The 25,661-nt window shown below is 73.9% G+C and carries 15 protein-coding genes; 7 read left to right on the top strand and 8 right to left on the bottom strand.

Features of this window, described 5'->3' with window-relative positions; genetic code table 11:
• Positions 1-1,304 precede the first annotated feature (1,304 nt).
• The 6 genes from ACH4TG_RS33410 to ACH4TG_RS33385 form a co-directional block, all read right to left on the bottom strand.
• Positions 1,305-2,471 carry a lantibiotic dehydratase C-terminal domain-containing protein gene (locus ACH4TG_RS33410; protein ID WP_398246377.1) on the bottom strand — a complete coding sequence of 389 codons (1,167 nt, stop codon included), beginning with the start codon at positions 2,469-2,471 and terminating at the stop codon, positions 1,305-1,307.
• A complete protein-coding gene (locus tag ACH4TG_RS33405; RefSeq protein ID WP_398246376.1) occupies positions 2,468-5,326 on the bottom strand; it encodes a lantibiotic dehydratase in 2,859 nt (952 codons plus the stop codon). The genes ACH4TG_RS33410 and ACH4TG_RS33405 overlap by 4 nt, the downstream gene beginning before the upstream one ends.
• 740 nt (positions 5,327-6,066) lie before the next feature.
• Positions 6,067-7,656, bottom strand: coding sequence for a nitroreductase family protein (locus ACH4TG_RS33400; protein WP_398246375.1), 1,590 nt, complete (start codon positions 7,654-7,656; stop codon positions 6,067-6,069).
• A gap of 106 nt (positions 7,657-7,762) precedes the next feature.
• Positions 7,763-9,817 carry a TOMM precursor leader peptide-binding protein gene (locus ACH4TG_RS33395; protein ID WP_398246374.1) on the bottom strand — a complete coding sequence of 685 codons (2,055 nt, stop codon included), beginning with the start codon at positions 9,815-9,817 and terminating at the stop codon, positions 7,763-7,765.
• Entirely contained in the window at positions 9,807-12,140 is a 2,334-nt protein-coding gene (locus ACH4TG_RS33390) for a TOMM precursor leader peptide-binding protein (RefSeq protein WP_398246408.1), read from the bottom strand. Before ACH4TG_RS33390 ends, ACH4TG_RS33395 begins: the two co-directional genes overlap by 11 nt.
• 5 nt (positions 12,141-12,145) lie before the next feature.
• Positions 12,146-13,282, bottom strand: a complete 1,137-nt coding sequence (locus ACH4TG_RS33385; RefSeq protein WP_398246407.1) for a BTAD domain-containing putative transcriptional regulator — start codon at positions 13,280-13,282, stop codon at positions 12,146-12,148.
• 673 nt (positions 13,283-13,955) lie between these two features.
• On the opposite strand from ACH4TG_RS33385, the gene ACH4TG_RS33380 reads away from it, so the two are divergent.
• The 4 genes from ACH4TG_RS33380 to gcl all read left to right on the top strand — a co-directional run bounded on the left by ACH4TG_RS33380 (position 13,956) and on the right by gcl (position 18,800).
• Positions 13,956-14,774, top strand: coding sequence for a TIM barrel protein (locus ACH4TG_RS33380; RefSeq protein ID WP_398246373.1), 819 nt, complete (start codon positions 13,956-13,958; stop codon positions 14,772-14,774).
• An 81-nt stretch (positions 14,775-14,855) separates the two neighbouring features.
• Complete coding sequence (locus tag ACH4TG_RS33375; protein ID WP_398246372.1) at positions 14,856-15,755, top strand: 2-hydroxy-3-oxopropionate reductase; 900 nt, start codon at positions 14,856-14,858, stop codon at positions 15,753-15,755.
• 260 nt (positions 15,756-16,015) lie between these two features.
• Positions 16,016-16,762: a hypothetical protein gene (locus ACH4TG_RS33370; RefSeq protein WP_398246371.1), complete on the top strand. Its 747-nt coding sequence runs from the start codon at positions 16,016-16,018 to the stop codon at positions 16,760-16,762.
• A gap of 253 nt (positions 16,763-17,015) precedes the next feature.
• Complete coding sequence (gene gcl, locus ACH4TG_RS33365) at positions 17,016-18,800, top strand: glyoxylate carboligase (protein WP_398246370.1); 1,785 nt, start codon at positions 17,016-17,018, stop codon at positions 18,798-18,800.
• On the opposite strand, the gene ACH4TG_RS33360 is transcribed toward gcl, so the two are convergent.
• Together ACH4TG_RS33360 and ACH4TG_RS33355 are read right to left on the bottom strand one after the other, a co-directional pair.
• Positions 18,784-20,445 carry an AMP-binding protein gene (locus tag ACH4TG_RS33360; protein WP_398246369.1) on the bottom strand — a complete coding sequence of 554 codons (1,662 nt, stop codon included), beginning with the start codon at positions 20,443-20,445 and terminating at the stop codon, positions 18,784-18,786. The two genes, gcl and ACH4TG_RS33360, sit on opposite strands and share 17 nt — an antisense overlap.
• Positions 20,442-22,124, bottom strand: coding sequence for an AMP-binding protein (locus ACH4TG_RS33355; protein WP_398246368.1), 1,683 nt, complete (start codon positions 22,122-22,124; stop codon positions 20,442-20,444). Before ACH4TG_RS33355 ends, ACH4TG_RS33360 begins: the two co-directional genes overlap by 4 nt.
• A gap of 141 nt (positions 22,125-22,265) precedes the next feature.
• Here ACH4TG_RS33355 and ACH4TG_RS33350 point away from each other — a divergent pair, with 141 nt between their 5' ends.
• The 3 genes from ACH4TG_RS33350 (at position 22,266) to ACH4TG_RS33340 (ending at position 25,608) form a co-directional block, all read left to right on the top strand.
• Positions 22,266-23,093, top strand: a complete 828-nt coding sequence (locus ACH4TG_RS33350) for a LuxR C-terminal-related transcriptional regulator (protein ID WP_398246406.1) — start codon at positions 22,266-22,268, stop codon at positions 23,091-23,093.
• Between the two features lie 151 nt (positions 23,094-23,244).
• Positions 23,245-23,892 carry a LysE family translocator gene (locus tag ACH4TG_RS33345; protein ID WP_398246367.1) on the top strand — a complete coding sequence of 216 codons (648 nt, stop codon included), beginning with the start codon at positions 23,245-23,247 and terminating at the stop codon, positions 23,890-23,892.
• Between the two features lie 186 nt (positions 23,893-24,078).
• Entirely contained in the window at positions 24,079-25,608 is a 1,530-nt protein-coding gene (locus ACH4TG_RS33340) for an MFS transporter (protein WP_398246366.1), read from the top strand.
• The last annotated feature ends 53 nt before the right edge of the window (positions 25,609-25,661 follow it).

The following is a 25,661-nucleotide window of genomic DNA, read 5'->3' as shown; positions in this document are numbered from 1 at the left end:
TCGGCCGGAGGGAACCGCGGGCGGCTCCTTCCCGGCGGGGGTGGTGGCGGCGCCGGCCCGGGAGCCGGCCGCCTCGGTGGCGGGCGCGCGGGCCGCGCGGCGGGCCGCGGCACGGTTGCCGAGAACCCGCAGGATGAGGGCGAGGGCGACGGCGGCGGCCGGCAGCCACGGGCTGACCGCGGACCACGAGCCGGGCAGCGTCTGCCGGCAGGCCAGGCCGAGCGCGGCGAGCAGGGCCGCGGCCAGCAGTACGCACACCACGGCGTAGCCGCCGTAGACGGCGCGCATCCGCGGTGGGTACGCGGCGCGGCGGGCGCGGCTGCGGGCCGCGAAGGCGAACGTCCGGCTCTCGGTGGCCAGTTGCAGCGTGCCCAGGGCGTAGCCCAGCGCCTTGTAGCCGTCGAGCGGGGGCAGCGGGATGAGGTTGAGCAGGCCCATCGCGGTGCCGAGCAGCAGCAGGCCGCCGAAGAACGGCACCGCCTGCGCCCGGTCCGGCAGCAGCAGCCACACCGGCCAGAAGGGCAGCAGGAACACCAGGTTCATCACCGCGCCGGCCGAGGCGATGGCGATCTGTGGCCCGCGGCGGCCGAGGAACTGCACGTCCTCGACCTCGCAGTACAGGTACGTGAGGAAACCGGTGTGGCGGCGCAGGCCGATCTCCGCGACGCGCAGCCCGTACGCCCGCGCGACCAGCCCGTGGGCCAGCTCGTGCGCGCCCAGGCTGAACCACAGCAGCACGCCGACCGCGCACAGCGTCACCGGCTGGTCGAACAACCGGTGGGTGGCGTGGGCGAGTTCACCGAAGGCGACGCCCTCCCACACCAGCAGCGCGACGCACAGCGCGAGCAGCGGCAGCAGCACGGCGCGGCGGCGGCCGAACGCGGTGGCGTCGTGCATCCGGTCCATCAGGGCGGGCGCGTCGGCGACCATCCGGGTCCGCCCGGACAGCAGCGACCCGCCGGTCCTGGCCGGGCCCGCGGGCGCCGGGGCCTGCTCGGCCGGGGCCCGGGGCGGCGGCACCGCCCCGAGCAACTGCCGTACGGACAGCAGCCGGAGCAGCTGCTGCCACTGCGTGGGACCCAGGCGCGTCCCGAACTGCGCGGCGTACTCCGTGCCGATGTCGGCGAGCGTCCGGGTGCCGTCGAGCCGGACGATGACGAAGTGCTCCTTCGGCCCGACCTCCATGCGGGCGCCGCTCACCGGGTCCTTGACCAGGTGGACCTGCGCGGCGCCGCGCGTCAGGGCCGGCCCGACGAGGATGTCGCCGCGCACCGCGGGCCGCATCTGGAGCAGGTCGGCGGTGGTCATGGCGCCGCCGAGGGCTGCGGCGCGGACGCGCTGCCGGACCCGGCGTCCGTACCGGTGCCGGGGCCGGTGTCGATGCCTGTGCCGGAGTCGGTGCTCGTGTCGGTGCCGCTGTCGGGGTCGGCCTCGCGCAGGGCGCGGCCCAGGACGTACGACAGGTACGCCTCGTCGCGGACGCTCACCGACAGCCGGTTGTTGGTCATGTGCATATAGGGCGAGGCCAGCATGGGCAGCGCCTGCGCGGGCTCGGTGACGGGCAGGTCCCGGGTGCCGTCCCAGGAGCGGAAGACCAGGTCGCCGCCGCGGGCCAGGTCGCCGACCCGCTCGCGCAGTTCGAGGCAGTGCTCGGCCCAGCCCTGCAGGAAGCCCGGGAGCCGGCCGGGGACCGGCGCGGTGACCGCCCGGCGGATCTCCCGGAAGCGGCGGGTCAGCGCGGCGTCCATCTGGCCGTAGGCCCGGTCGTAGCCGTCCTGCGCGGTGTAGTTGGTGCCCGAGAACGCCGAGTTCCAGAAGGAGTGGTAGCGGTCGAGGAAGTCCAGCAGCACGGCCTCGTCCGGCAGCAGGCAGCCGCCCATGGTCATCATCAGCTGGGCGGAGACGCCCAGCAGGACGGTCCGCAGGTGCAGGTTCATCGTCGCGGCCGCGTCGATGACCAGGTCGCTGGAGCGCTGGAAGTGCCACTCGGCGAGTTCGACACCGGCCGGGCCGCCGTACTTGCCGTACTCGGGCTCGTACGGCTCGGGGCTGAAGGAGTTGTTGGGCCGCAGCCGCATCCGGCCGGCCGCGTCGGTGTACTTGTCGCGCTCCCCGCCGGGGTACTCCAGCTCGAACAGCGTGTTGTACAGCTCGGACAGGAAGCCGTCCTTGACCTCGTACAGCGCGGGCCTGCGGCGCAGGAACTCCTCGACGGCGGCGGTGGCCCGCTCCTCCACCTCGGCGGCGGCCTGCGGCGACGAGGGGCGCAGCCGCAGCCGGATGTGCGGGCCCTCCAGCCAGTAGTTGATGAAGAAGTAGCCGGCCAGCAGGCCGTCCCGGCTGAGGTCGGCGACCAGCGGGCGGGCGCACTGCAGCAGGAACGGGCGGGTGCTGGCGGCGTAGAACACGTGGTACGCCTGCCAGTCGCCGCGCGTCTCGGGCGCCGGCGTCACCGGCGTGGAGGTGGTCATGCGGGGTGGTCCTGCCTTCCGTGGCGTTCGGGCCCGGCGGCCGCGGCCGGGGCTTCTTGCCGGTCTGCCGCCTCCGGCGCCGTGGGGACGATCTCCAGCGCCAGTTCGGCGACGTGCCGGCCGCGCGGGGAACGGACGTGCAGCGTGTCCTGGCCGGGCAGCATCTCCTCGAAGACGGTGCGGGCGGGACCGCCGGCCAGCAGCCCCTCCAGGGCCAGCAGCGACAGCGGGCTGGCGAAGTCGACGTACTGCGGTTTCACCGCGCCGCCGAAGCCCGCCGCCGCACCGCCGTCGCCCGGCCCCTCAGGCCGCACCGTCGCGAACACCCGCTCGGGCAGCCCGTGCCGCCGCCGCCAGCGCTGCCAGCCGAGGAACGTCGCGGCCTCGCCGGCGCCCCGCTCGCGGACCGGCAGCGCACCGGGTTCCACGGCCCACCTGCGGCGGTGCAGCACCAGGCTGCGGAAGCGCACCCGGGGGCGCACGGTGACGCCGTCGGTCGCGGGCGCCTCCGGCACGCCGCGCCACACGTCCGGCCGCGACCGGGAGGTCGGCGAGAACAGCAGCAGGGTGCGCGGCACTTCGGGCAGCACCATCGGCACCAGGTAGCCGAGGTAGAGCGGCACGACCTCGCGACCCAGCCGCCGCGAGCGCAGCACCAGCCGGTCCTCGGCCTCGTCGTGCTCGGCGTACAGGTCCTCCAGGTCGATGCGCGACTCCGGCGGTGCGGTGCTGCTCTCGCCCGGGCAGACGATCTCGTGGTCGGTCAGCCGCCCGTGCAGGTTGAGGTTGGTGGTCGCCGAACCGGCGGTGACCTCGGCGAAGACGGCGCCCGGCGGCTGCCAGGCGCGCAGGGACGCGCGCAGTTCGGCGCTCAGGCCGCTCGCGGCGTCCGGAGTGGCGGGGTCGGCTGTCCCGGCGGGGTCGGCCGGGCCCGCGGGGTCGAAGCAGTGCGTGAAGCGAGTGAAGGGGAAACTCAGGCCGCCGTAGGAGTTGTTGAGCACCACGAGCGGGTCCGAGGGGCGGTCGGCGAGCTGGACGAAGTGGCTGTGCGGCGCGAACGGGTCTCCCAGCAAGGCGAGTTCGTCGCGCACGGCGGTCACCGTGCCCTCGTCCAGGTGCAGTTCCTCGGCGCCCTCGGGATGCTCGGCCCACAGGGCGCGCAGCCGGCCGGTGAACTCGGCCCTGGCCCGGTCCAGCGCCGTCACCTCCGGCATGCCCAGCCAGTTCTCCTCCGGAGCGTACGAACCGTCCTCCGTGTAGGTGGACTTGAGGGAGTTGAACTGCAGGTACTGGGTGAACACGTCCTCGTGGAAGTCGTGCACCAGCCGCAGCAGGTCGTCGCAGCGGCCGCCCCGCCCGTAGCGGGCCAGGAAGAAGCCCTTGAGCACCAGGCGCTGCGGCAGCGCCACGTCGAACGCGGGCAGCACGCCGGACAGCGCCTCCAGCGGCGCGGCGGCCAGCTCCCTCCACTTCTCCAGCTCAGCGGTGACCGGCTGCGCGCTGACGTCCTCGTACAGCAGGGTCTGCGGCAGCGACGCCGACTCGGCACCCAACTCCACCTGCACGGCGATGAGTTCCTCGCGCAGCCGGCGGAGCAGGGCACGCCGGCCCGCGGCGTCGGCCGGCGGGAAGTCGCGCACGCAGGCGGCCGCGGCGTCGAGCCGCAGCGCGGTCGCGTCCGCCCAGTCCCGGCCGAGCGCGCGCAGGGCGTCCTGGAAGGCGCGCAGCGGGTCGGGCGCGTGGACGTCGGTCTCCAGGCCCGTCATGCGCAGGATGCCCAGGTCCAGCAGGGTCGCGGGGTACCGTTCGGCCTCCTCGGCCGGGGCTCCCGTCTCGGCGGCCAGCCACGCCTGCAACTCCCCGTAGCGCAGGGCCGCGCCCTCCGCGAACAGCGCCAGCATCCGCTCCAGCATGCCGTGGCGGCGCAGGAAGAACAGCCGGTCGTGGGCCGCGTCGAAGCTCACCGCGGCGCTGTCGTCGCCGGCGGTCACCGAGCGGCGCACGTACCGCACCCGGTCCTCGTCCAGCTCCCAGCCCGCGGACACCGCGACGGGCAGCGCGGCGCGGCGCTCCGGGTCGGCCGCGATCAGCTCCGCCAGGCGGGCCAGCACCACCACGTTGAGCCTGGGGTGGCTGGTCCACGGCCCGCCGGCGGTGGCCTCGGCGCCCGCGTCCTCGGTGAAGCGGCCCGTGGCGACCCCGGTGAACGTGCTGAACGGGCTCGTCTTGCACGCGGTGCGGTACAGGTACGCCAGCAGCGACCGCTCCTTCTTGCGGGCCCGCTTGTCCGGGACCGGCGCCGGGTCGGCGATGAACGCGTCGAGCTGGGCGTCCAGCGTGGGCGACGCCAGCACCAGGCCGTGCCGCAGCCGCTCCTCCCCGGCCAGCGTGCGCAGTTCGGCCCGGGCGCGGGCCAGGCCCGCGGTGACCAGCGGGTCGCCCTCGCCGGCCAGGCCGGCCAGCGCGGTGCGCTCCGCCAGCCACCGCAGCAGCAGGTCGCCCGTGGCCGCGTCCGCGGTCCCCGCCACGGTCCGCACCACCTGGGGGTCCCGCGGCAGCCGCCCGTTGAACACCGCGCGGCGCACCGCCAGCACGTCGCGCCGCTGCCCGTCGTCGACCGACTTCACCAGCGCGGTGAGCGGATCGTCCAACGCGGCAGCGAGCCGGGCCAGTTCGTCCTCGGCGTCCAGCACCCGGCCCGCCCAGTCCGCGGCCTCCGCGTCCCGCAGCCCCGCCACCGCCTCCACCGGCAGCCCCGCCACCCGCAGCAGGAACCGCCGATGCAGCTCCCAGCCCCGCGCGGCGGCGTTCCGCCGCGCTCCTCCGGCGCCCAGCTCGGCCGCCCCGACGCTCATGCCAACTCCCTCTTTGCTGAACGTGATCGGTTGCCGTAGTCCGCGAAGTGAACGGATCGGCTGGACGTGATCGGTTGCCGTAGCTCGCAAGGTGAGCGGACCGGCTGAACGTGATCGGTGCGGGTAGCTCGAAAAGTGAACGTCCTGGCCTTTTTTTGCCGGCCTCTCGCCGCCGGGCCCTTAGACCCGGTGTCTGCCGGTCGATCGTGCTCGGCCCCTCGTACCTCGGGGCCTGCGCGCGTTCTTCCTCTAGACACCGGCGGGCCCTTTGGCTCGATGCCTACACCGGGGCAACCGGGAGAATTGGTGCGGGCCCATGGGGCACCCCAGACAGCTGGTCCAGGGTCACCCTGAAAGCGAACCCGCGGACGTTCTGCATGTGCTGCCTCACCCGTTTTTGTAGCGACCGAGCCGAAGGGCCCGCCGGTGTCTAGAGAGAGAACGCGCGCAGGCCCGTGAGGAACGAGCGGGCCGAGCACGATCGACCGGCAGACACCGGATCTAAGGGCCCGGAGGCGAGGGCGCGGCATAAAAAAGCCAGGACGTTCACCTGTCGAGCTACGTCCACCCATCACGCCCACCCCGTCCAACCACCACGTCCACCCATCACGCCCACCCCGTCCAACCACCCCGTCCACCCCGTCCAACCACCACGTCCACCCACCCCACCCACCCCGTCCACCCCGTCCACCACGCCCACCCCGTCCACCACGCCCACCCCGTCCACCACGTCCACCCCATCACGCGATCTCGGAGCGGAAGTCGGCCGGGCGGGGGCGCTCGTGGCCGATCATCATGGTCAGGAGCGGGATCTCGCCGGTGGCGTCCAGGTCCAGTTCCTCGGTGTAGGAGATCGCGTCGAAGCCGAGGGCCACGCCGCAGGAGAGGCCGGCGGCCGCGGCGGCGGTGTACACGGCCTGGGAGACGCCGCCGACGACCGCGTTGACCAGGCGGTAGCCGCGGTCGCCCACGGCGTCGAGGACGCTGCGGGTGCGGGCGGCGGGGACTATGACGGCCGCGGCCTGCTCCAGGTTGTAGTTGGCCAGGAAGTAGTTGCGCTGCAGGAACTCCCCGGGCGCGCCGGCCTTGAGCAGCCGCAGTGAGCCGTCGGTGCGGTCGTACACGTAGCTGCCCTGGTCGACGCCGTCCACGTGGTTGACGAAGACGTAGAGGCGGGTGAGCGGCCGGTCGCCGGCCGGTTCGGTGTCGCTGTCGAGCCGCCCGGCGGCGTCGGCCGCGGCCAGCACGGTGGACAGTTGCCGGGCGGGCATCGGGGTGAGCGCCTGGAACCGGCCGAAGCTGCTGCGCCGGGTCCGCAGCGCCGTCCGCACGCCGAGGTCAAGCCGGCTGGGTGCGGGCAGTTGGGTGCGCTCGCCGCCGGGCGGGACGGGCAGCGCGAGCGCGCCGTCCAGCGTGCCGGGGGCCGGGCGGCGGTCCGAGCCGTCCACCGTGGCGGCGTGCATGGCCTGGATCGTCTCGAAGGTGGTGAGCGACCGGGACCGTTCCTGGTCGGCGTACCGCACGGCCACCGCGGCCGCGTCCGCGGCGGTGCCACCCGCCGGGGCGTCGTCGCCGGCCCAGCGCAGCGGCACGACGCCGAACACGCCTTCCTCGTCGGGGTCGAGGCCGAGCAGCGCGCCGAGCGCGGGCTCGTCGAACCACAGGGCGGGGCCGAGGTGGAGGCCGTGGGCGCGGGCCCAGATGCGCCAGGTCTGCAGCAGCGCGCCGGTGTCCATGGTCACGACGTGGTAGCTGAAGCTGTTGTACTTGAAGGCGTTCTGCCAGAAGCGCACCCCGAGCACGAGGAACTGCCGGTATCCGGCGGCCGGTTCGCCGACGGCGGCGCGCACCTGCCCGGTGACGTCGCCGGTCAGCAGCCGCCGCATGGCGTGGTGCTGCGTGTCGTAGTAGTGGATGCCGGGGGTGAGGGGGCCGCCGGGCCCGGCGATCCAGTGGATGCCGACCGGGTAGAGGCCGCCGCCGGACGCGCTGCCGCGCGACCAGTTGGCCTGGGTGTACATCGGCAGCGTGCCGAGGTCGGAGTTGGCCTGCACGGCGAGCCTGCGGCCGGTGAGGCCGTAGGAGTCCTGCAGCATCCCGGCGAGCAGCGGCAGCGTGAACTCGCCGTCGCCGCGCGGCCCGTGGAGGCCCTGCTGGACGGTGGCGGCGGCCGGCGGCGTCGGGCCCGCGGGCAGCGGGAACAGCGGCGCTCCCGGGAAGTGCTTGCCCTTGCGCGGCCGGTCGGCCCAGTCCGGTACCCAGTCGACGGGCTCCATGGGATAGCGGCCCCGCCGGACGATGGCGGTCGCGTACTCCTGGGCGTATCCCACGGTCGGTCCTCTCTGCGCGAGCACGAGTGCGGCGTTCGGGTGGTGCGGGTGGGGCGTGCGGTGCGACGTGCGGTTGAGCGGTGCGGGTTGCGGCCGCCGGCGGCGGTCAGGGGAACGGATGCGGTGCGTGGTTGAGCTCGCCGGGTGCCAACTCGTGGTCGGCCAGGCCGGCTCCGAGCAGGGCGGTACGGGTCCTGGGCATGTGCAGGGCCCGTTGGCGGCTCCACCCGAAGTCGATCGGCAGCAGGCCGGGCACGATGACGCCGGCCGTGTGGAAGCCGAGCCGCCGCTGCTCGGGCATGGTCTGGTCGACGGCGATGGCGTCGAATCCGGCGCCCGCGAGCTGCGCGACGACCTGCTCGACGTCGTCGCGCAGGTCCATGCGCGGGGTGAGGGTGTCGCGGGCGACCTCGGCGAGCGGGATCCTCGGCCGGTCGGGGCCGCGCAGCAGGAAGTCGGCGTGGCGGGCCATCTCCGGCAGCCCGTACAGCAGCGGGTGGTCGTGCAGCACGTGCACCCGGCCGAAGTCGGCGGCCATCGCCTCCAGCCGGGGCCGCTCGCGGACCGTGCGGCGGCGCAGGTTGACCGCGTCGGTGGCGATCTCGCACAGGCCGGCGGCGAGCGCGGCCTCCGGGTCGAGTCCGGCGCCCGCGCCGAAGCACAGGCGGCCCAGGCCGCCGTCGACGCGTTCGGCGACCGCGGTGACGACGGGCACCGGGAAGCTGATCCGGGTGTCGAAGAACCGGGCGCGGTAGCCGTACATCGCGAGGCGGTCGATCATCGCGCGGGTCTCGGGCCGCCGGCTGGCCGACGCGTCGATCTCCCGGAGCGGGGCGCGGCCGTACCAGGCGAGCAGGAAGGCGTCGCGCTCGATGACCTCCATCAGCCCGAAGTACACGGCCTCGGCCAGACTCCCGCCGGACGCGCAGCCGTTGGAGCTCTCCTGGACGAAGCGGTTCTCCAGTCCGCCGGGCGCGTGGTAGTACGCGAGGATCTCCGGCACGAGGACCGGCCGCCGGTCGCGCAGGCTGAAGCCCCACACCCAGGGGATGGGGCGGGCCGGGTCGAAGGGGCGCACGCCCGGTTCCGCGCGGTGGAACTCCTCGGAGTACAGGCCGCAGGTGCGCGGGTCCAGGGCCTCGTCGCCCAGGTCGTCGTAGGCCGCGGTCACGGTGGTGCGCCGGCCGCGCGGCCGCATTCCGGCGCTGCGCTCCAGGCCCTCCAGCAGCCCGACGCGCACGCTGGAGCGGTAGCGCGGCGTGTGGCCGCCCCAGAAGCACTCGCGCAGGTAGTCCCCTGAGCGCAGGAAGAACGACCCCACCACGGAGGAGGTGGACGCCGACGCCAGGTCCGGCACGACCGACGGGCCGAGCATCCCGGCCGCCGGGTTGACGTAGGCGGCGAGCGGCACGTCGTAGTCGTCGGCCGGGCGCACCCGGAACTCGTCAGCCGCGCGCTTGGGTGAACTCGCCGGCTCCACACGGGCGGTGGCGGCGCTGTCGGCCACCGGGTCGCCGCAGGCGGGGCATTCGGAGTCGGGGACGACGGTGAACGGCGTGACGGCGAGCGTCTCCAGGTCCACGAGGTAGGCGTAGGGGAACGCGGCCGAGGCGGTCCTCGCGGCCTCCGGGGCGCGGCGCGCGGCGATCAGCGCGGCCAGCGCGTCGGCCACGAACGGCACCGCCCACGGCGGCCGTCCGGCGGTCCGGCCGCCGCTGCCGAGTTCCAGCGCCTCGCGCAGCCCACGGGTGCGGACCGCCTGCCAGCGCCGCACCAGGCAGCGGCTGCAGCCGGGCGTGCCGTCCGCCTCGAACGGCCCGACCAGGGCGTGGTGCCCGTACAGGTGGACGCCGATGCGTGCCGCCATACCCGGGGGCGCGACATCGGGCTCCGGTGCGGTGGCGGCCGCGTCCGCTTCGGTCCCCGGCCGGGGACGGGCAGCGGCGTCGGCCGCCGGCTCCGCCCCGGTGACGGCCAGTTCGTCGCGCAGGCCGAGCGCGGCGACGAGCGGTCCCTGCGCGGTGTCCGCGGGGTCCCGCAGGGCGGCGGCGAGCGCGGCGAGGACCGCGTCCTGGGGGTCGCCGGTGCCGAGGTGGCCGGCCGCGCCGGGGGACGCCGCCCCCGGCGGGGCCGGCGGCCGCGGTCTGAGGTCAGTGGGCATCAAAGGCTCCGCCGCGGGTCAGCAGGACGCGGGTGGCGTGCAGCCGGCCGGCCGCGAGGTCGGGGGCGTGGACCGGCGCGGCCAGCAGGTCGCGGCCCGCGGCGCGCAGGGCGGCGGCCACCGCCGCCCAACTGGTGCCGGTGTCCACGGCGGGCGCCGCGGTGCCGGTGACGCCGAGCGCGGCTGGTGCCAGCTCGGCGAGCAAGGGGTCGCCGGTGTCGAGGATTTCGGGCGCCTGCGACTCCGCGGCGAGCTGGATCGCCCCCAGCAGGTCCCGCAGCGCCTCCAGCGCCGCGTCCCGCCAGCGCGGCGCGCTGCCGAGCGCCCAGCGCTCGCCGGAGCGGGCCAGCACCACCGGCACCGTGCGGGTGTCCGCCGCGCCGACGTCGAGGATCTCCAGCGGGACGCCGAGGGTGGCGGCGGACCGTACGAGGAAGGTGAGTTCGGGGTCGCCCGCGGCCTCGACGGCTGCGGGGTCGACGGCGGCGACCGGGACCCGGCCGTGCAGGGCGTCGCGCAGCGTGTCGTAGGCGAGGGCGGTGAGCACGCCCCGGGCGGTGGCCTCCTCGGGGGTGCGGCCGGCTCCGCTGCCCGCGGAGGTGGGCTCGACGATCCGGTCGCGGTTGTACGGCCCGAACGGCCGCAGCGCCGCGGCGGGGACGAGGACGGTCTCGCCGCCGAGCAGCGAGCCGGCCGTGCACCACGCGGGGACGTCGCGGGCGTCCAGCCCGGACGCGGTGGACAGCTCCGCCGGTTCGACGGCGGTCCACTTGCCGCGGGCGGCGTCCAGCGCGGTGCCGGTCAGCACCTCGGGCAGCGGCACCACGTGCTCGGCGTACACCTCGGCCGCCCGCCCCAGCGCGCGCAGCCGCGCGCCGGCCACGTGGTGGACGTCGAACGCGGTCACCGACCGCCCGGCCCCGTGCCCGGTGCTCAGCGCCACGGTGCTGACCTTCAGCGGGGTCTGCGCCCACACCTCGTCGTCGAACGACCGGAACACGCCCGCGGCCGGCTGCACCAGCACCGACCGGTCGGTGATCTCGGCGAGCGCCGCCTTGGCGGCGTCCTCCTCGGCGGGCGGCGCGCCCTCGGCCTGGTCCGCCGCGGTCCCGGCCTCCGCCGGCTCGGCGTCCAGCGCGGCCAGTTCGGGCACCTGGAGGGCCGCGGCGGGCGGCGCCGCGCAGCGCGGGCAGGCGGGGTGCGGCAGCAGCGGCTCGGCGACGGTGTCGAGGGAGTCGAGGTTCTGTACGACGAGCTGTCCGCGGGTCTCGGCGGGGAGCGCGCCGGTGGTGAGGCGGAACACCTCGTAGCCCAGCAGGTTGCCGAGCATCGCGGCGACCGGGCCGCGTGCGGTGCCGGACACGGGGCGGGGCGCGCCGGGGGCCAGCGTGCTCCACAGGTCGGCCGCGTGGGCGGGGTCGCCGTTGGCGCCGAGGCGCAGCGCGGCGCAGTTCCAGCAGCCCGTGGAGTCCTCGGCGGTGAGCGGCCCGACGACCATGGAGCCGCCGAACTCCCATGCGGGGACCAGCATCCGGCCGGCCGGGACGGCGGCGGCCAGCGCGGCGGCCTGCCGGGCCGCCTGCGCGCCGGTGACCAGCACGACGTCGTAGCCGTCCAGGTCCGCCCAGCCGAACTCGCCGTGCGCCGCGCCGGGTTCGAGGATCCCGAGGGTCACCTGGCAGTCGTCGCCGGCCAGCGCCGCGGCCTCGTCGCGCACCTGGTCGAAGCGGTTGGCGGGGGTGTCGATGCCGGCGGGGACGGCGACGGACGCGCAGCCGTTGCGGATCAGTGACAGCGCGGCCCAGCGCGCCACCTGGTCGTCGCCGAGGACGGCCACGCGGCTGGTGCGGAAGCGCAGGAAGCGCTCGGCGGCGCCGTCGGTGTAGTGGTCGATGTAGTCGATCTGCGGCGCGAACCGGCGGGCCACGGCGGGCTCGGGGGCCGGGGACTCCAGGGCCGCGGGCACCGCGTCCCGGGCGAAGCCACGCGCGTAGAGCGTGCTCACGAGCCGGGTCACCATGTCGCGCTGCTTGGTGCCGAGTCCCTGGCAGAGTCCGGCGACCGTGGTGTCGCCGGTCAGGTGCGGCACGATCAGCGACGCGAAGCGGTACGCGGAGGGCATGACCACGCTGAACCCGCCGCGGGCGTTGTGGAAGTGGACGCCGTTGGGCGTCTGCGTGTAGAGCACGTCGCGCCTGATGCGGGGCCGGGTCTCGGCGATCTTCGCGTAGGCCGCGTCGGCCGCGCGCGCCGCGTCGGCCGCCGGGGCCGGGGCGGCGCCGTTCGCCGGGTTCGCCGTGGTCGCCGTGTCCGGTGACACCATGTCGTTCACGCCTCCGTCGGGTGCAGGTCCACGGCGCCGTGCCGGGGTGAGGGGGTGGTGGTGTGCGCGTTCCTCGCGGTGCGGGCGCCGACGCCCTCCGCGGCGGCCGCACGGGCGAAGGCCCGCAGTAGTGCGTGCATGCGGTAGTGGCCGCGCGGGCCCTCCTGGAGCAGCCCGGCGCCGACCAGGCGGTCCAGGACGCCCTCGCCGCTGATCAGCGGGCCGTCGGCCGCGTCCTCGGCGCCGTCGTCGGGGCGGGCGGGCGGCGCCCCGCCGGCCGGGACGGCCGGGCCCGTCGTGGAGGCCGGCTCCGGTCCTGGCGCGGGACCGCTCCCGGAGCGGGAGGCGGCGCCGGAGCCGGCGGCGGGTGCGGGTTCGGCCGAGGGAGGGGCGGGGGCCTGGGCGGGTGCCTGCGCGGGGTCGCCGCCGCGCAGGATCTCCAACTCCAGGCGCTGGAGGGCGGGTCCGGGGTCCACGCCGAGGTGCTCGGCGAGGTGGTCCTTGGTCTTGCGGTACTCGGAGAGCGCCTCGGCGCGCCGTCCGGCGCGGTGCAGGGCTTCCATGAGCTGTTCGGTGAACCGCTCGTGCAGCGGGTGGGCGCGGGCCGTGGGCCAGATCTCGGCGAGCGCCTCGCGGTGCCGGCCGCATGCCAGTTCGAGGTCGAAGACGCGCTCGATGGCCCGCAGCCACTCCTCCTTGAGCCGCGGCACCTCGTCGCGGTGCAGCAGATCGGAATGGACATTGGCCATGAGCGGAGGCTTCCACAGGGCCAGTGCGGCGCGGAACAGCCGTAATTCGGTGTCGGGGTCGCCGGCGGAATAGGCCTGGACCAGGAGCTCCCGGAACTCGACGAGATCGAGGGTCTCCGCGTCCGCCGTCAGGCGGTAACCGCCGGGAACAGCCTCGATCGCATTGCCGGCCACTCCGTATTTAGTGAACAGACGGCGAAGCCGCAGTACACAGCTATGCAAAGCGGGTTTCGCCTGAGCCGGCGTCTCCTCGCCCCAGATAACGCGCTGAAGGAATTCCGTGGAGACCGCGGAATTCGCGTGCAATAACAATGCGGCGAGCAGTGCCGCGGGCCTGGACGGTTGCAGGGCGACCGAGTCGCGGCCGTCGGTGACGGTCAGCAGGCCGAGCACGGTGAACCGGGTACGCCGCTCCCGCGACGCCGCCTCTACGGCATCCGCCGAGGTCAACACGGCGTTCTCGGTCGCATCCGCACGACTGGCGCGCGCCCTCGACCCCACCACATACGTCACCGTCCCCGTAAGCCCCGTATGACCGCTGGATGCGTCGCAATGGTGCACCGAGCAGCCCTACCGGACCCATCGGCGATCGGGATCGACAGTACGGCAGGGCCTATACCTTGTCCAGAGCAAAGAGGGCCCCAACTTCCGTCGGCGACACCACCCCGATGGTAAGCAAACGGACATTCTTCGCAGTATTACGCGGGTGTGAATGTCGATTTTCCGGAGGCCGCCACCCCACGACCTTTCTTTTGACCTCGTGATCGTGTTGAAGAACTGGTCGCGGAAAGGTTTGACAGAGGGATCCGGGGGTTTACCCGGACGTCGCCGGGACGCGCTTCGCGCGCCACCGCACCCGAGCCGGTCCGACCGGAGGCGGAACCCGCGCCGGACCCGTGGCGACCGGCTCCCGTCCTGCACACGATCCGGCCGCCCCGGACGCCGCCACCTGCCCTCACGCACCCCCGCGCGCACTTGACAGCGCACGCCAGCCTGATTCACTGTTCCACAGGACAGAAACTAACTTCCGCAATACGGAAGTCGCACTCGGAAGGGGAGCACTCCCGTGAGCTTCACCGACGCGCGCTTCGATGTGAACCTCTCCCTGCTGTTCACCGAACTGCCGCTGCTGGAACGCCCGGCCGCCGCGGCCGCGGCCGGCTTCGACGCCGTCGAGCTGTGGTGGCCCTGGGTCGACGACCCCACGCCGGACAGGGCCCGGCTCGACGGGCTGCGGTCGGCGCTGGAGGCGGCCGGCACCCGGCTGGTGGGCCTCAACTTCTACGCGGGACAGCTGCCCGGCCCCGACCGCGGCGCCCTCTCCCTGCCCGGCGCGGAGTCCGAGCGGTTCCGGGCGAACGTCCCGGTGGCCGCGGAGTTCGCCGCGTCGGTCGGCTGCCCGGCGCTCAACGCGCTGTACGGCAACCGGATCGACGGGGTCGATCCCGCCGAGCAGGACGAACTGGCCCTGGAGAACCTGGCGTTCGCCGCCCGGGCGGCGAGCGAGGCCGGCGCGGTGCTGCTCGTCGAGGCGCTCAACGCGCCGGAGTCGCCGCGCTACCCGCTGGTCAGCGCCGAGTCGGCGGTCGAGGTGGTGGACCGGGTCAACGCGGCCACCGGCCTGGACAACGCGCGCTTCCTGCTCGACCTCTACCACCTGTCCATGAACGGCGAGGACCTGCCGTCGGTGATCAAGCGGTTCGCCGCGCGCACCGGGCACGTCCAGATCGCCGACAACCCGGGCCGCGGCGCGCCGGGCACCGGCGCCCTCCCGCTGGCCGAACTCCTGGGGCAGCTCCGCGCGTCGGGGTACACCGGCTGGACCGGCCTGGAGTACAAGCCGTCCGCCGGCGGCAGCGCGGCCGGCTTCGGCTGGCGCCCCTGACCGCGGACCCCAGCGCGCGGATCCTGCCCGCACCTCTGACCGCGGAACTCCCCTGCCCCCGCACTCCCCTGAGAGGAACTCATGAGCACCAACCTCCCCAAGGTCGCCTGGATCGGGCTCGGGATCATGGGGTCGCCCATGGCCGAGAACCTGATCCGCGCCGGGTACCGGGTCACCGGATACACCCTGGAAGCGGAGAAGCTGGAACGGCTGGCCGCGCACGGGGGAACGGCCGCCCCGTCGATCGCCGAGGCGGTGCGGGACGCGGACGTCATCGTCACGATGGTGCCGGCCTCGCCGCAGGTGGAGGCCGTCGTCTACGGCCCGGACGGCGTCCTGGAGAACGCCCGGCCGGGCGCGCTGCTGATCGACACCTCCTCGATCACCCCGCAGACCTCGATCGACCTGGCGAAGGCCGCCGCGGCCAAGGGGATCCGGGTGCTGGACGCGCCGGTCTCCGGCGGCGAGGCCGGCGCGATCGAGGCCGTGCTGTCCATCATGGTCGGCGGCGAGCAGGCCGACTTCGACGCGGCCAGGCCCCTGCTCGACGTGCTCGGCAGGACGGTGGTGCGGTGCGGCCCGCACGGCTCCGGCCAGACCGTGAAGGCCGCCAACCAGCTGATCGTCGCGGTGAACATCCAGGCGTGCGCGGAGGCCGTGGTCTTCCTGGAGAAGTCCGGAGTGGACCTGGCCGCGGCGCTGGAGGTGCTGAACGGCGGGCTGGCCGGCTCCACCGTGCTGACCCGCAAGAAGGACAACTTCCTGCACCGCGAGTTCGCGCCGGGCTTCCGGATCGACCTGCACCACAAGGACATGGGCATCGTCACCGACGCGGCCCGCTCGGTGGGCGCCGCCCTCCCCGTGGGCGCGGTCGTGGCGGACCTCGTCGCGTCGCTGCGCGCCCAGGGGGACGGCGGACTCGACCACTCGGCGCTGCTGCGCGAGGTGGAGCGGCTCTCGGGCCTGCCGGTCAAGGACTGAGCGGGCCCACCGGAACACCGCCCGGCGGTGCGTGACAGTCCTGTCGCGCCAAGACGCACCGCCGGGCGGATCACACGACCCGCGCCGTCCGGACTTCTGAGGGGTGGTCGGGACGGCGCGGGTTACGGACGGACTGTCCCGAACCCGGCACACGGACGGGCTCTTCCTGCACTATGGGTGCAGACACGCCGCGTCCGCCCGGGCTTCCCGCTCGCTCGCCGCGCGGTTCAAGGCGTCGCGCCCGACCGGGAGTTCGATCCATGGCAGAGAGCGTGCTGGTGCGCTGTCCGGCCTGTGGGCAGGAGCACCGCTACACCGCCCCGACGTTTCCGTGCGCCTGCGGGGCACCGCTCGCACCCCCGGTGCTGGTCGGCGGGATGCCCGTCGAGGTGCTTCACCGCTCGTGGGACGACTCCTGGGTACGGCTGCGGTGCCCGGACTGCGGGCGCGCCGACCACTGGCCGCAGCCGGAGTTCGACTGCGCCTGCGGGGCGTTGGTGCGGCTTCCGGTCAACGGCGAGTCCGGGCTGACCGCCGAGGACGCGGGCGCGCTCCCGCCGCGGCCCGGCTCCGCGCCGGTCCCGGCGGGTCAGGCCCCGCCGCCGCCCACCGACCGGCCGCCGTTCCGGCCGGTGACCATCCGCACCGCGCGGGACGCGCTCACCGCGGCCGCCCAGTACCTGAAGTGGCTGGGCTTCGCCGGCGTGCGGCTGGCCGGCGACCGCAGCGCCAACGGCATCGACCTGCGCGGCGACCGCCTGGTCGCGCAGGTCGACCCGACGACGCTGCCGACACCGCTGCGCGACGTCGAGTGCCTCTGGCTGAACTGCGCGCACGAGGACGCCACCGGGGCGTTCTTCTCGCTGGCCGGCTACGCCCACAACGCGCGGCTGCGCGCCGACCAGTTGCGGGTGCCGCTGTTCGTGATGGACCTGACCGGCACCCCGCAGCCCGTCAACGACGCGGCCGACGACCTGATCAGACGCGGGCCCGCCCTCAATCCCTGAGCCCCGGCCCGCAGTTCCCGGCTCCCGCCCTGTCACTCACGGCCCTCCTCACCGCCGCCCCCGCTCCCCCTCGCGCCCGGCCGCACTCCGCGGACCGGGCGCTTCCGCGTGCGCCGGCGGTCCCCCGGGCCGGCCGCCCGGCGGCCCTTGACGCCTGCCGGGACCCCGACCTATGTTCCTTCCATATAGCAGAACATGATTTCCGCATAGTGGAATTAACTAAGCGGAAGGCAGCTTGCGAGAGGGAGTCCCCATGCCTCGAATGACCGCCGCCCGCGCCGCCGTGGAGATCCTCGAACGGGAGGGCGTCGACGTCGCGTTCGGCGTGCCCGGCGCCGCGATCAACCCCTTCTACGCGGCCCTGAAGGCGCACGGCGGTATCCGGCACACGCTGGCCCGCCATGTCGAGGGCGCCTCGCACATGGCCGAGGGCTACACCCGCGCCCGCCCGGGCAACATCGGCGTGTGCATCGGCACGTCGGGCCCGGCCGGCACCGACATGATCACCGGCCTGTACTCGGCGACCGGCGACTCCGTCCCGATCCTGTGCATCACCGGCCAGGCGCCGACCGCGGTGCTGCACAAGGAGGACTTCCAGGCGGTCGACATCGCCGCCGTCGCCGGCCCGGTCACCAAGAAGGCGACCACCGTGCTGGAGGCCGCGCAGGTGCCCGGCGTCTTCCAGCAGGCGTTCCACCTGATGCGCTCCGGACGCCCCGGCCCGGTGCTGATCGACCTGCCGATCGACGTGCAGCAGACCGAGATCGAGTTCGACCCCGAGACGTACCAGCCGCTGCCGGTGTACAAGCCGGCCGCCTCACGCGCCCAGATCGAGAAGGCGCTGACGTACCTGCTGGCCGCCGAGCGCCCGCTGATCGTGGCCGGCGGCGGCGTGATCAACGCCGACGCGGCCGATCTGCTGGTGGAGTTCGCGGAGATCACCGGCACTCCGGTGGTGCCGACACTGATGGGCTGGGGCGCGATCCCCGACGACCACCGGCTCAACGCCGGCATGGTCGGGCTGCAGACCTCGCACCGCTACGGCAACGCGACGTTCCTGGAGTCGGACTTCGTCCTCGGCATCGGCAACCGCTGGGCCAACCGCCACACCGGCTACAAGCTCGACGTCTACCGCCGGGGCCGCACCTTCGTGCACGTCGACATCGAGCCCACCCAGATCGGCCGGATCTTCCCGCCGGACTACGGCATCGCCTCCGACGCCCGGTCCGCGCTCGCCCTCTTCGTCGAGGTCGCGCGGGAGCTGAAGGCCGCGGGCCGGCTGCCGGACCGCGAGGAGTGGATCGCCGCGCACCTGGAGCGCAAGGCCACCCTGCAGCGCCGCACCCACTTCGACGACATCCCGATGAAGCCGCAGCGGGTGTACGAGGAGATGAACCGCGCGTTCGGCCCGGAGACCCGGTACGTCACCACCATCGGCCTGTCCCAGATCGCCGGCGCCCAACTGCTGCACGTCCACCGGCCGCGGCACTGGATCAACTGCGGCCAGGCCGGCCCGCTGGGCTGGACGGTGCCCGCCGCGCTGGGGGTCGCCGTGGCCGACCCGGACGCCCCGGTGGTGGCGCTGTCCGGGGACTACGACTTCCAGTTCATGATCGAGGAGCTGGCGGTCGGCGCCCAGCACCGCATCCCGTACGTGCACGTGCTGGTCAACAACGCCTACCTGGGCCTGATCCGGCAGGCCCAGATCGGCCTGGACATGGACTTCCAGGTCAACCTGGAGTTCGAGAACCTCAACTCCCCCGAGATCGGCGTCTACGGCGTCGACCACGTCAAGGTCGCCGAGGGCCTGGGCTGCAAGGCGATCCGGGTCACCGACCCGGCGGAGCTGGGCGCCGCCTTCGAGCAGGCGAAGAAGCTGGCGGCCGAGCACCGGGTGCCGGTCGTGGTGGAGGCGGTCCTGGAGCGGATCACCAACATCGCGATGTCCACCACCGCCGACATCTCCGACGTCCGCGAGTTCGAGGAGCTCGCCACCGCGCCCGGCCACGCCCCGACCGCGATCATCCCGCTGCGCTGAAGTCCTCCCGCAGCTCCACCTTGCGGACCTTGCCGCTCACCGTCATCGGGAAGGCGTCGAGGATCCGCAGGTGGCGCGGCACCTTGAAGTGCGCGAGCTGCCCGGCGCAGAACTGCGCGATCTCCTCCAGGGTGGGCGGGTCGGCCGGGTCGCGCGGGATCACGCAGGCCAGGATCTCCTCGCCGTACCGCTCGTCGGGCACGCCGACCACCTGCACGTCGGAGATCTTGGGGTGGGTGTAGAGGAACTCCTCGACCTCCCGCGGGTAGACGTTCTCGCCGCCGCGGATGATCATGTCCTTGATCCGGCCGACGACGGCGAGGTACCCGTCGTCCCGCATCACCGCCAGGTCGCCGGTGTGCATCCACCGCGCGGCGTCCACCGCCTCCGCGGTGCGCTCCGGCTCGTCCCAGTAGCCGAGCATCACCGAGTAGCCGCGGGTGCACAGTTCACCCGCGGTGCCGCGCGGCACGGTGACGCCCTCGACCGGGTCCACCACCTTCACCTCGATGTGCGGCAGCACCCGGCCGACGGTCGCGGTGCGGCGCTCCAGGTCGTCCTCGCGCCGGGTCTGGGCGGACACCGGCGAGGTCTCGGTCATCCCGTAGCAGATGGACACCTCGGCCATGTGCATCTCGGCCATCACCCGCTTCATCACCTCCACCGGGCACGGCGACCCCGCCATGATCCCGGTGCGCAGCGAGGTCAGGTCGTACGACGCGAAGTCGGGCAGGCCGAGTTCGGCGATGAACATCGTCGGCACGCCGTACAGCGAGGTGCAGCGCTCCTGCTGGACCGCCCGCAGCGTGGCCGCCGGGTCGAAGGCCGGCGCGGGGATGACGATGCAGGCGCCGTGCGAGGTGGCGCCGAGGTTGCCCATCACCATGCCGAAGCAGTGGTAGAAGGGCACCGGCAGGCAGACCCGGTCCTGCTCGGTGTAGCCGACGGTGTCGCCCACGAAGTAGCCGTTGTTGAGGATGTTGTGGTGCGAGAGGGTCGCGCCCTTGGGGAACCCGGTGGTGCCCGAGGTGTACTGGATGTTGACCGGCTCGTCGCAGTGCAGCCCCGCCTCGACCGCCGCCAGGAAGCCCTCGTCCAACTCCGTGCCCGCGGTGGTGAGACGGTCCCACGACGGGTCGCCGATGTGCACCACCTCCCGCAACCGCGGGCAGCTGCCGCGCACTTCGGCGGCCATCGCCCGGTAGTCGCTGCTGCGGTACTCGGTGGAGGCGATCAGCAGGCCGACGCCGGCCTGGTTGAGCACGAACTCCAGCTCGTGCAGCCGGTAGGCCGGGTTGATGTTCACCATGATCGCGCCGAGCCGGGCGGTGGCGTACTGCACCATGACCCACTCGGGGCAGTTCAGCGCCCAGATGCCCACCCGGTCGCCCTTGGAGATCCCGGACGCGGCGAGCCCGCGGGCCAGCGCGGCGACCGCGGCCCCGAACTCGGCGTAGGTCCAGCGCCGGCCGCTGGGGACGTCGACCAGCGCGTCGCGGTCCGGATGGGCGGCGATCGCCCGGTCCAGGTTGAGACCTATGGTCTCCCCCAGCAGCGGGGTGCTGCCCGTGCCGTGCGCGTACGACGGCTCCCCGGCGCCGGGCGTGCCGGCCGCCGAACCGGTCGTGCCGGCCGGGCCGCTCACCGGAAGTCCTCCTCGTGGAACTCCTTGCTGCCGTCGTGCATGGTCGCCTCGCGCAGCTGCACGCGGCGGATCTTGCCCGACACGGTCTTCGGTAGTTCGGCGAACTCCAGCCGGCGGATCCGCTTGTAGGGCGCGAGCACGGCACGGGAGTGCGCGAAGATCGCCTTCGCGGTCTCGCCGTCGGGCGCCCAGCCCTCGGCGAGCACCACGTACGCCTTGGGCACCGACAGCCGCACCTCGTCCGGCGCGGGCACCACGGCCGCTTCGGCGACCGCCTCGTGCTCCAGCAGCGCGCTCTCCAGCTCGAACGGGGAGATCTTGTAGTCCGAGGACTTGAAGACGTCGTCGGCCCGCCCGACGTAGGTGATGTAGCCGTCGGCGTCCCGGCTGCCGATGTCGCCGGTGCGGTAGTAGCCGCCGCCCATCGCCTCCTCGGTGAGGTCCGGCGCCCCGGCGTACCCGGTCATCAGCCCGACCGGCCGCTCGCTCAGGTCCAGGCAGATCTCGCCCTCGTTGCCGGGCACGCCGCTGACCGGGTCGATCAGGGTGACCGTGTAGCCGGGCGTGGGCCGGCCCATCGAGCCGGGCTTCACCTGCTGGCCGGGGGTGTTGGCGACCTGGACGGCGGTCTCCGTCTGCCCGAACCCGTCGCGGATGACGACGCCCCAGTGGCGCCTCACGTGCTCGATGACCTCGGGGTTGAGCGGCTCGCCGGCGGCCACCGCGGCCTTGGGCGGGGTGGCCAGTGCGGACAGGTCGGCCTGGATGAGCATCCGCCACACGGTCGGGGGCGCGCAGAAACTCGTCACCTTCGCGCGCTCCATCGCCGCCATCAGCGCGCCGGCGTCGAACCGCGTGTAGTTGTGCACGAAGACCGTCGCCTCGGCGTTCCACGGCGCGAACAGGCTGGACCAGGCGTGCTTGGCCCAGCCGGGCGAGGAGATGTTCAGGTGCACGTCGCCGGGGCGCAGGCCGATCCAGTACATCGTGGCCAGGTGCCCGGCCGGGTAGGAAAGGTGGGTGTGCTCGACCAGCTTGGGCTTCGCGGTGGTGCCCGAGGTGAAGTACAGCATCAGCGGATCGTCCGAACGGGTGACGCCGTCGGGGGTGAAGCCGGGCTCGGCCTCGTACGCCTCCTCGTAGGCGAGCCATCCCTCGGGGGCGCCGCCGACCGCGACGCGGGTGTAGTCGCCGGGTACGTCGGCGAACTTCGCGGTGTCCGCGGACCTGACGATCGCGTGCCGCACCCCGCCGCGCTCCACCCGGTCGCGCAGGTCGGCCGGGCCCAGCAGCGGCGTCGCCGGGATCACCACGGCCCGCAGCTTCATCGCGGCCAGCGCCGTCTCCCACTGCTCGACCTGGTTGCCCAGCATCAGCAGCACCCGGTCGCCGGCCCGCACGCCGCGGGCCCGCAGCCAGTTGGCGACGCGGGACGAGCGCTCGGCCATCTCCCGGTAGGAGACCCGGGTCTCGCTCCCGTCCTCCTCCACGATCCACAGCGCGGGCCTGGCGGCGGTCTCCGGCTCGGCCGCGACGACGTCGAACCAGTCGAGCGCCCAGTTGAAGCTCTCGGGCCGGGGCCAGCGGAATCCGTCGCGGGCAGCCGTATAGTCCTCCCGATGCCGTAGCAGGAAGTCCCGGGCGGTGCGGAAATCCGCAGTCGCCTCCGATGCCGCCATGTGCCCTCCTCGTGTACGGCCCCTGAGTAGCATCGTGCGTGAGTGACGTGGGTCTCACTACCCCCGGACGGGGGTGAGGGGGTGTGGAGCGTGGAGGCGGTGCGCGGCGAATCGGTCGAGGTCCGGGCGGCGCTGCTGCGGATGCGCAGGTCCGGGCTGCTCCCGGTGGCCTTCGGCGGCCTGGTCCCGGCCTCCGGCGCTCCCGGGCAGCCCCAGGCGCCCGGACGGGCGTTCCGCATCACCGAGCTCTCCGGCACCGGCGGCGACTCCCTGCGCGGCCTGGGCATCACCACCGGCAACGGCCTGGGCGGCAAGGCGCTGGCGATGGCCCGCCCGTACGCCGTCACCGACTACCGCATCTCCCGGGTGATCAGCCACGAGTACGACGCCGCGGTGGCCGCCGAGGGCCTGCGGTCGGTGCTCGCGGTGCCGATCGTGGTGCACCGGCGGGTGCGCGGGGTGCTGTACGGGGCGCTCCGCCAGCCGTACGCGCTGGGCGACCGCCCGCTGACCGTCGCCCAGGACGCGGTCCGCGAGCTGGAGCAGGCTCTGGCCGTCAGGGACGAGGCGCACCGGCTGCTGTCGTACGCCCAGCAGCCGGTGGCCGGCGACCGGCGGGCCTGGGAGGAGGTGCGCGAGGCGCACGCCGAGCTGCGGGCGCTGGCCGCGCGGATCCCGGACGCCCACCTGCGGCAGGAGCTGCTGTCCGCCTGCTCCCGGCTGGCCGCCGCCTCGGGCCCCGCCGCCGCTCCCCCGCCGCCCGCGATGCCGCCCGCCCAGCTGACCCCGCGGGAACTGGACGTGCTCGCCTCGGTGGCGTCCGGTGCGACCAACGCGGCCGCCGCGGCGCGGCTGCGGCTGCGGCCGGAGACGGTGAAGAGCTATCTGCGCTCGGCGATGCGCAAGCTGGGCGCGCACACCCGGCTGGAGGCGGTCGTCGCGGCGCGCAGGGCCGGTCTCCTGCCCTGAGGCCGGCCGCAGGCCCTGCCGCCCGGAGGTCACCCGCCGCCGAGGGATGGGCGGGCGGCGCGGGAGGGGCGGAAAAACAGCGGCGCGCCCCGGCTCCGCGGCCTTACGCTCCCCGCACGGCGGTGTGTGCGGAGCGGTGGAGGAGGACGGGATGTCGGTCGACCGGCTGCTGGGGTTCGCGGCGATCTCACTGGTGCTGGTGCTGATTCCGGGACCCAGCGTGCTGTTCGTGCTGGGCCGGGCGCTGGCGCACGGGCGGCGCACCGCCCTGGGCAGCGTGCTGGGCAACGCGATCGGCGCCTACGTACTGGCCACGCTGGTGTCCCTGGGGCTGGGCGAGGTGGTGGCCCGCTCGGTGACGATCTTCCTCGCGCTGAAGCTCGCGGGCGCGGCCTACCTGGTGTTCCTCGGGATCAAGGCGTGGCGCCACCGCGGCGCCCTGTCGATGTCCGCGATGGGCACCGAGGAGGGGCCGGCGGCACGCAGCGACCTGCGCACCCTGTGGGAGGGGTTCGTGGTCGGTGTGACGAACCCCAAGACGATGATCTTCTTCGCCGCCGTGCTGCCGCAGTTCGTGGACCGCGGCGCGGGCCGGGTGCACGAGCAGATGCTGCTGCTGGCGCTGGTGTTCACCGTGCTGGCGCTGGTCTGCGACAGCATGTGGGCGGTGGGCGCCTCGGCCGCGCGGTCCTGGTTCGCCAGCTCCCCGCGCCGCCTGGCCGCGGTCGGCGGCACCGGCGGGCTGGCCATGATCGGCCTCGGGGTGACCGTCGCGGTCACCGGCCGCACCGACTCCTGACGGCCGCGTCCCGGCGGGATCACGCCCGGCTTCCGCCCGGAAGCCGGGCGATGTGAGCAGCGGCACATCGAGCGACACAACGAAACGTTTGCGTTTCGATAGAGCCGGTCGTACCGTTTTTGGAGTACGAAACCGTTTCGTTCTTCCTGCGGGTCTGCCGCATCCGTCCCACCCAGGAGTCCTCCCATGTCACAGAGCTCCACCGACGCAAGCCCGGGCGCCGACGCGCTCCGGAAGGCGCCGGCCGTACCGTCCCAGAGCGGCGCATCCAGGACCGAACGGCCCGGCCACCGCTGGTGGGTGCTGGGGGTCATCGCCATCGCCCAGCTGATGGTCGTCCTCGACGCCACCGTGGTGAACATCGCCCTCCCCTCCGCCCAGTCGGCCCTCGGCTTCTCCGACGGCAACCGCCAGTGGATCGTGACCGCGTACTCCCTCGCGTTCGGATCGCTGCTGCTGCTCGGTGGACGCCTCGCCGACCTGATCGGCCGCAAGATCGTCTTCCTCACCGGCGTGATCGGCTTCGCCGCCGCCTCCGCTCTGGCCGGCGCCGCCCAGAACTTCGAGGTGCTGGTCACCGGACGCGCCCTGCAGGGCCTGTTCGGCGCGCTGCTGGCACCCGCCGCGCTGTCCCTGCTCAACACCACGTTCACCGACGCCAAGGAACGCGCCAAGGCGTTCGGCATCTACGGTGCGATCGCCGGTGCCGGCGGCGGCGTCGGCCTGCTGCTCGGCGGCGTGCTGACCGAGCACCTGAGCTGGCGCTGGACGCTGTACGTCAACCTGATCTTCGCCGTCCTCGCCTTCATCGGCGGCCTGCTCTTCCTGCGCCCCGGCGCCCCGGCCGACCGCCCCAAGCTCGACATCCCCGGCACCCTGCTGGTCACCGCCGGCCTGTTCAGCGTGGTCTACGGCTTCTCCAACGCCGACACCCACGACTGGAGCTCCCCGATGACCTGGGGCTTCCTGACCCTCGGCGCCGTGCTGCTGGCCGTCTTCAGCTGGTGGCAGACCAGGGCCGAGCACCCGCTGCTGCCCATGCGCGTGCTGCTCGACCGCAACCGCGGCGCGTCGTTCACCGTGCTGGCCATCTCCGGTGCCGGAATGTTCGGCGTCTTCCTCTTCCTGACCTACTACCTGCAGGCGTCCCTGCACTACACGCCGGTCAAGACCGGCCTGGGCTTCCTGCCGATGATCGGCGCCCTGATGGTCGCCGCCCAGCTGGTCACCAACACCCTGCTCCCCAAGCTCGGCCCCCGGCCGATCGTGCCGCTGGGCATGGCCCTGGCGGTCGGCGGCATGGCCTGGCTGACCGCGCTCGACCTCAACAGCAGCTACGCCGCGAACGTGCTGCCGCCGCTGCTGGTCATGGGCTTCGGCCTCGGCCTGGTGATGCCGGCCGCGATGTCGGTGGCCACCGACGGCATCGGCGAGCAGGACGCGGGCGTGGCCTCGGCCGCGGTCAACACCATGCAGCAGGTGGGCGGTTCGATCGGCACCGCACTGCTCAACACGCTGGCCGCGAGCGCTGCGACGAGCTACCTGGCGGGCAAGAAGCCCACACCCGAGGTGCTCGCCCAGGCCCAGCTGCACAGCTACTCGACCGCGTACTGGTGGTCGGCCGGCCTCTTCGCGGTCGGCGCGGTGCTGACGCTGCTGATGTACCGCAAGGGCCGGGTCCAGACCGGCGACACCGCACAGGCCGTCCACATGTGACGGTCCACGATCCCCCCGGCTGATCCTGAGCGGAGACCAGCCGGGGCGGGGGC

It is taken from the genome of Streptomyces sp. NPDC020917 (genome assembly GCF_044333795.1).
Taxonomy (GTDB): Bacteria; Actinomycetota; Actinomycetes; order Streptomycetales; family Streptomycetaceae; genus Actinacidiphila.
This window is presented reverse-complemented; position numbering and strand designations above follow the sequence as displayed.

Bases quoted from the DNA above. Each gene is read 5' to 3' on its own strand.
- ACH4TG_RS33345 (WP_398246367.1), top strand. From the start codon at position 23,245: ATGTCGGTCGACCGGCTGCTGGGGTTCGCGGCGATCTCACTGGTGCTG.
- gcl (WP_398246370.1), top strand. From the start codon at position 17,016: ATGCCTCGAATGACCGCCGCCCGCGCCGCCGTGGAGATCCTCGAACGG.
- ACH4TG_RS33375 (WP_398246372.1), top strand. From the start codon at position 14,856: ATGAGCACCAACCTCCCCAAGGTCGCCTGGATCGGGCTCGGGATCATG.
- ACH4TG_RS33355 (WP_398246368.1), bottom strand. From the start codon at position 22,124: ATGGCGGCATCGGAGGCGACTGCGGATTTCCGCACCGCCCGGGACTTC.
- ACH4TG_RS33350 (WP_398246406.1), top strand. From the start codon at position 22,266: ATGCGCAGGTCCGGGCTGCTCCCGGTGGCCTTCGGCGGCCTGGTCCCG.
- ACH4TG_RS33370 (WP_398246371.1), top strand. From the start codon at position 16,016: ATGGCAGAGAGCGTGCTGGTGCGCTGTCCGGCCTGTGGGCAGGAGCAC.
- ACH4TG_RS33405 (WP_398246376.1), bottom strand. From the start codon at position 5,326: ATGAGCGTCGGGGCGGCCGAGCTGGGCGCCGGAGGAGCGCGGCGGAAC.
- ACH4TG_RS33390 (WP_398246408.1), bottom strand. From the start codon at position 12,140: ATGGTGTCACCGGACACGGCGACCACGGCGAACCCGGCGAACGGCGCC.
- ACH4TG_RS33410 (WP_398246377.1), bottom strand. From the start codon at position 2,471: ATGACCACCTCCACGCCGGTGACGCCGGCGCCCGAGACGCGCGGCGAC.
- ACH4TG_RS33395 (WP_398246374.1), bottom strand. From the start codon at position 9,817: ATGCCCACTGACCTCAGACCGCGGCCGCCGGCCCCGCCGGGGGCGGCG.
- ACH4TG_RS33340 (WP_398246366.1), top strand. From the start codon at position 24,079: ATGTCACAGAGCTCCACCGACGCAAGCCCGGGCGCCGACGCGCTCCGG.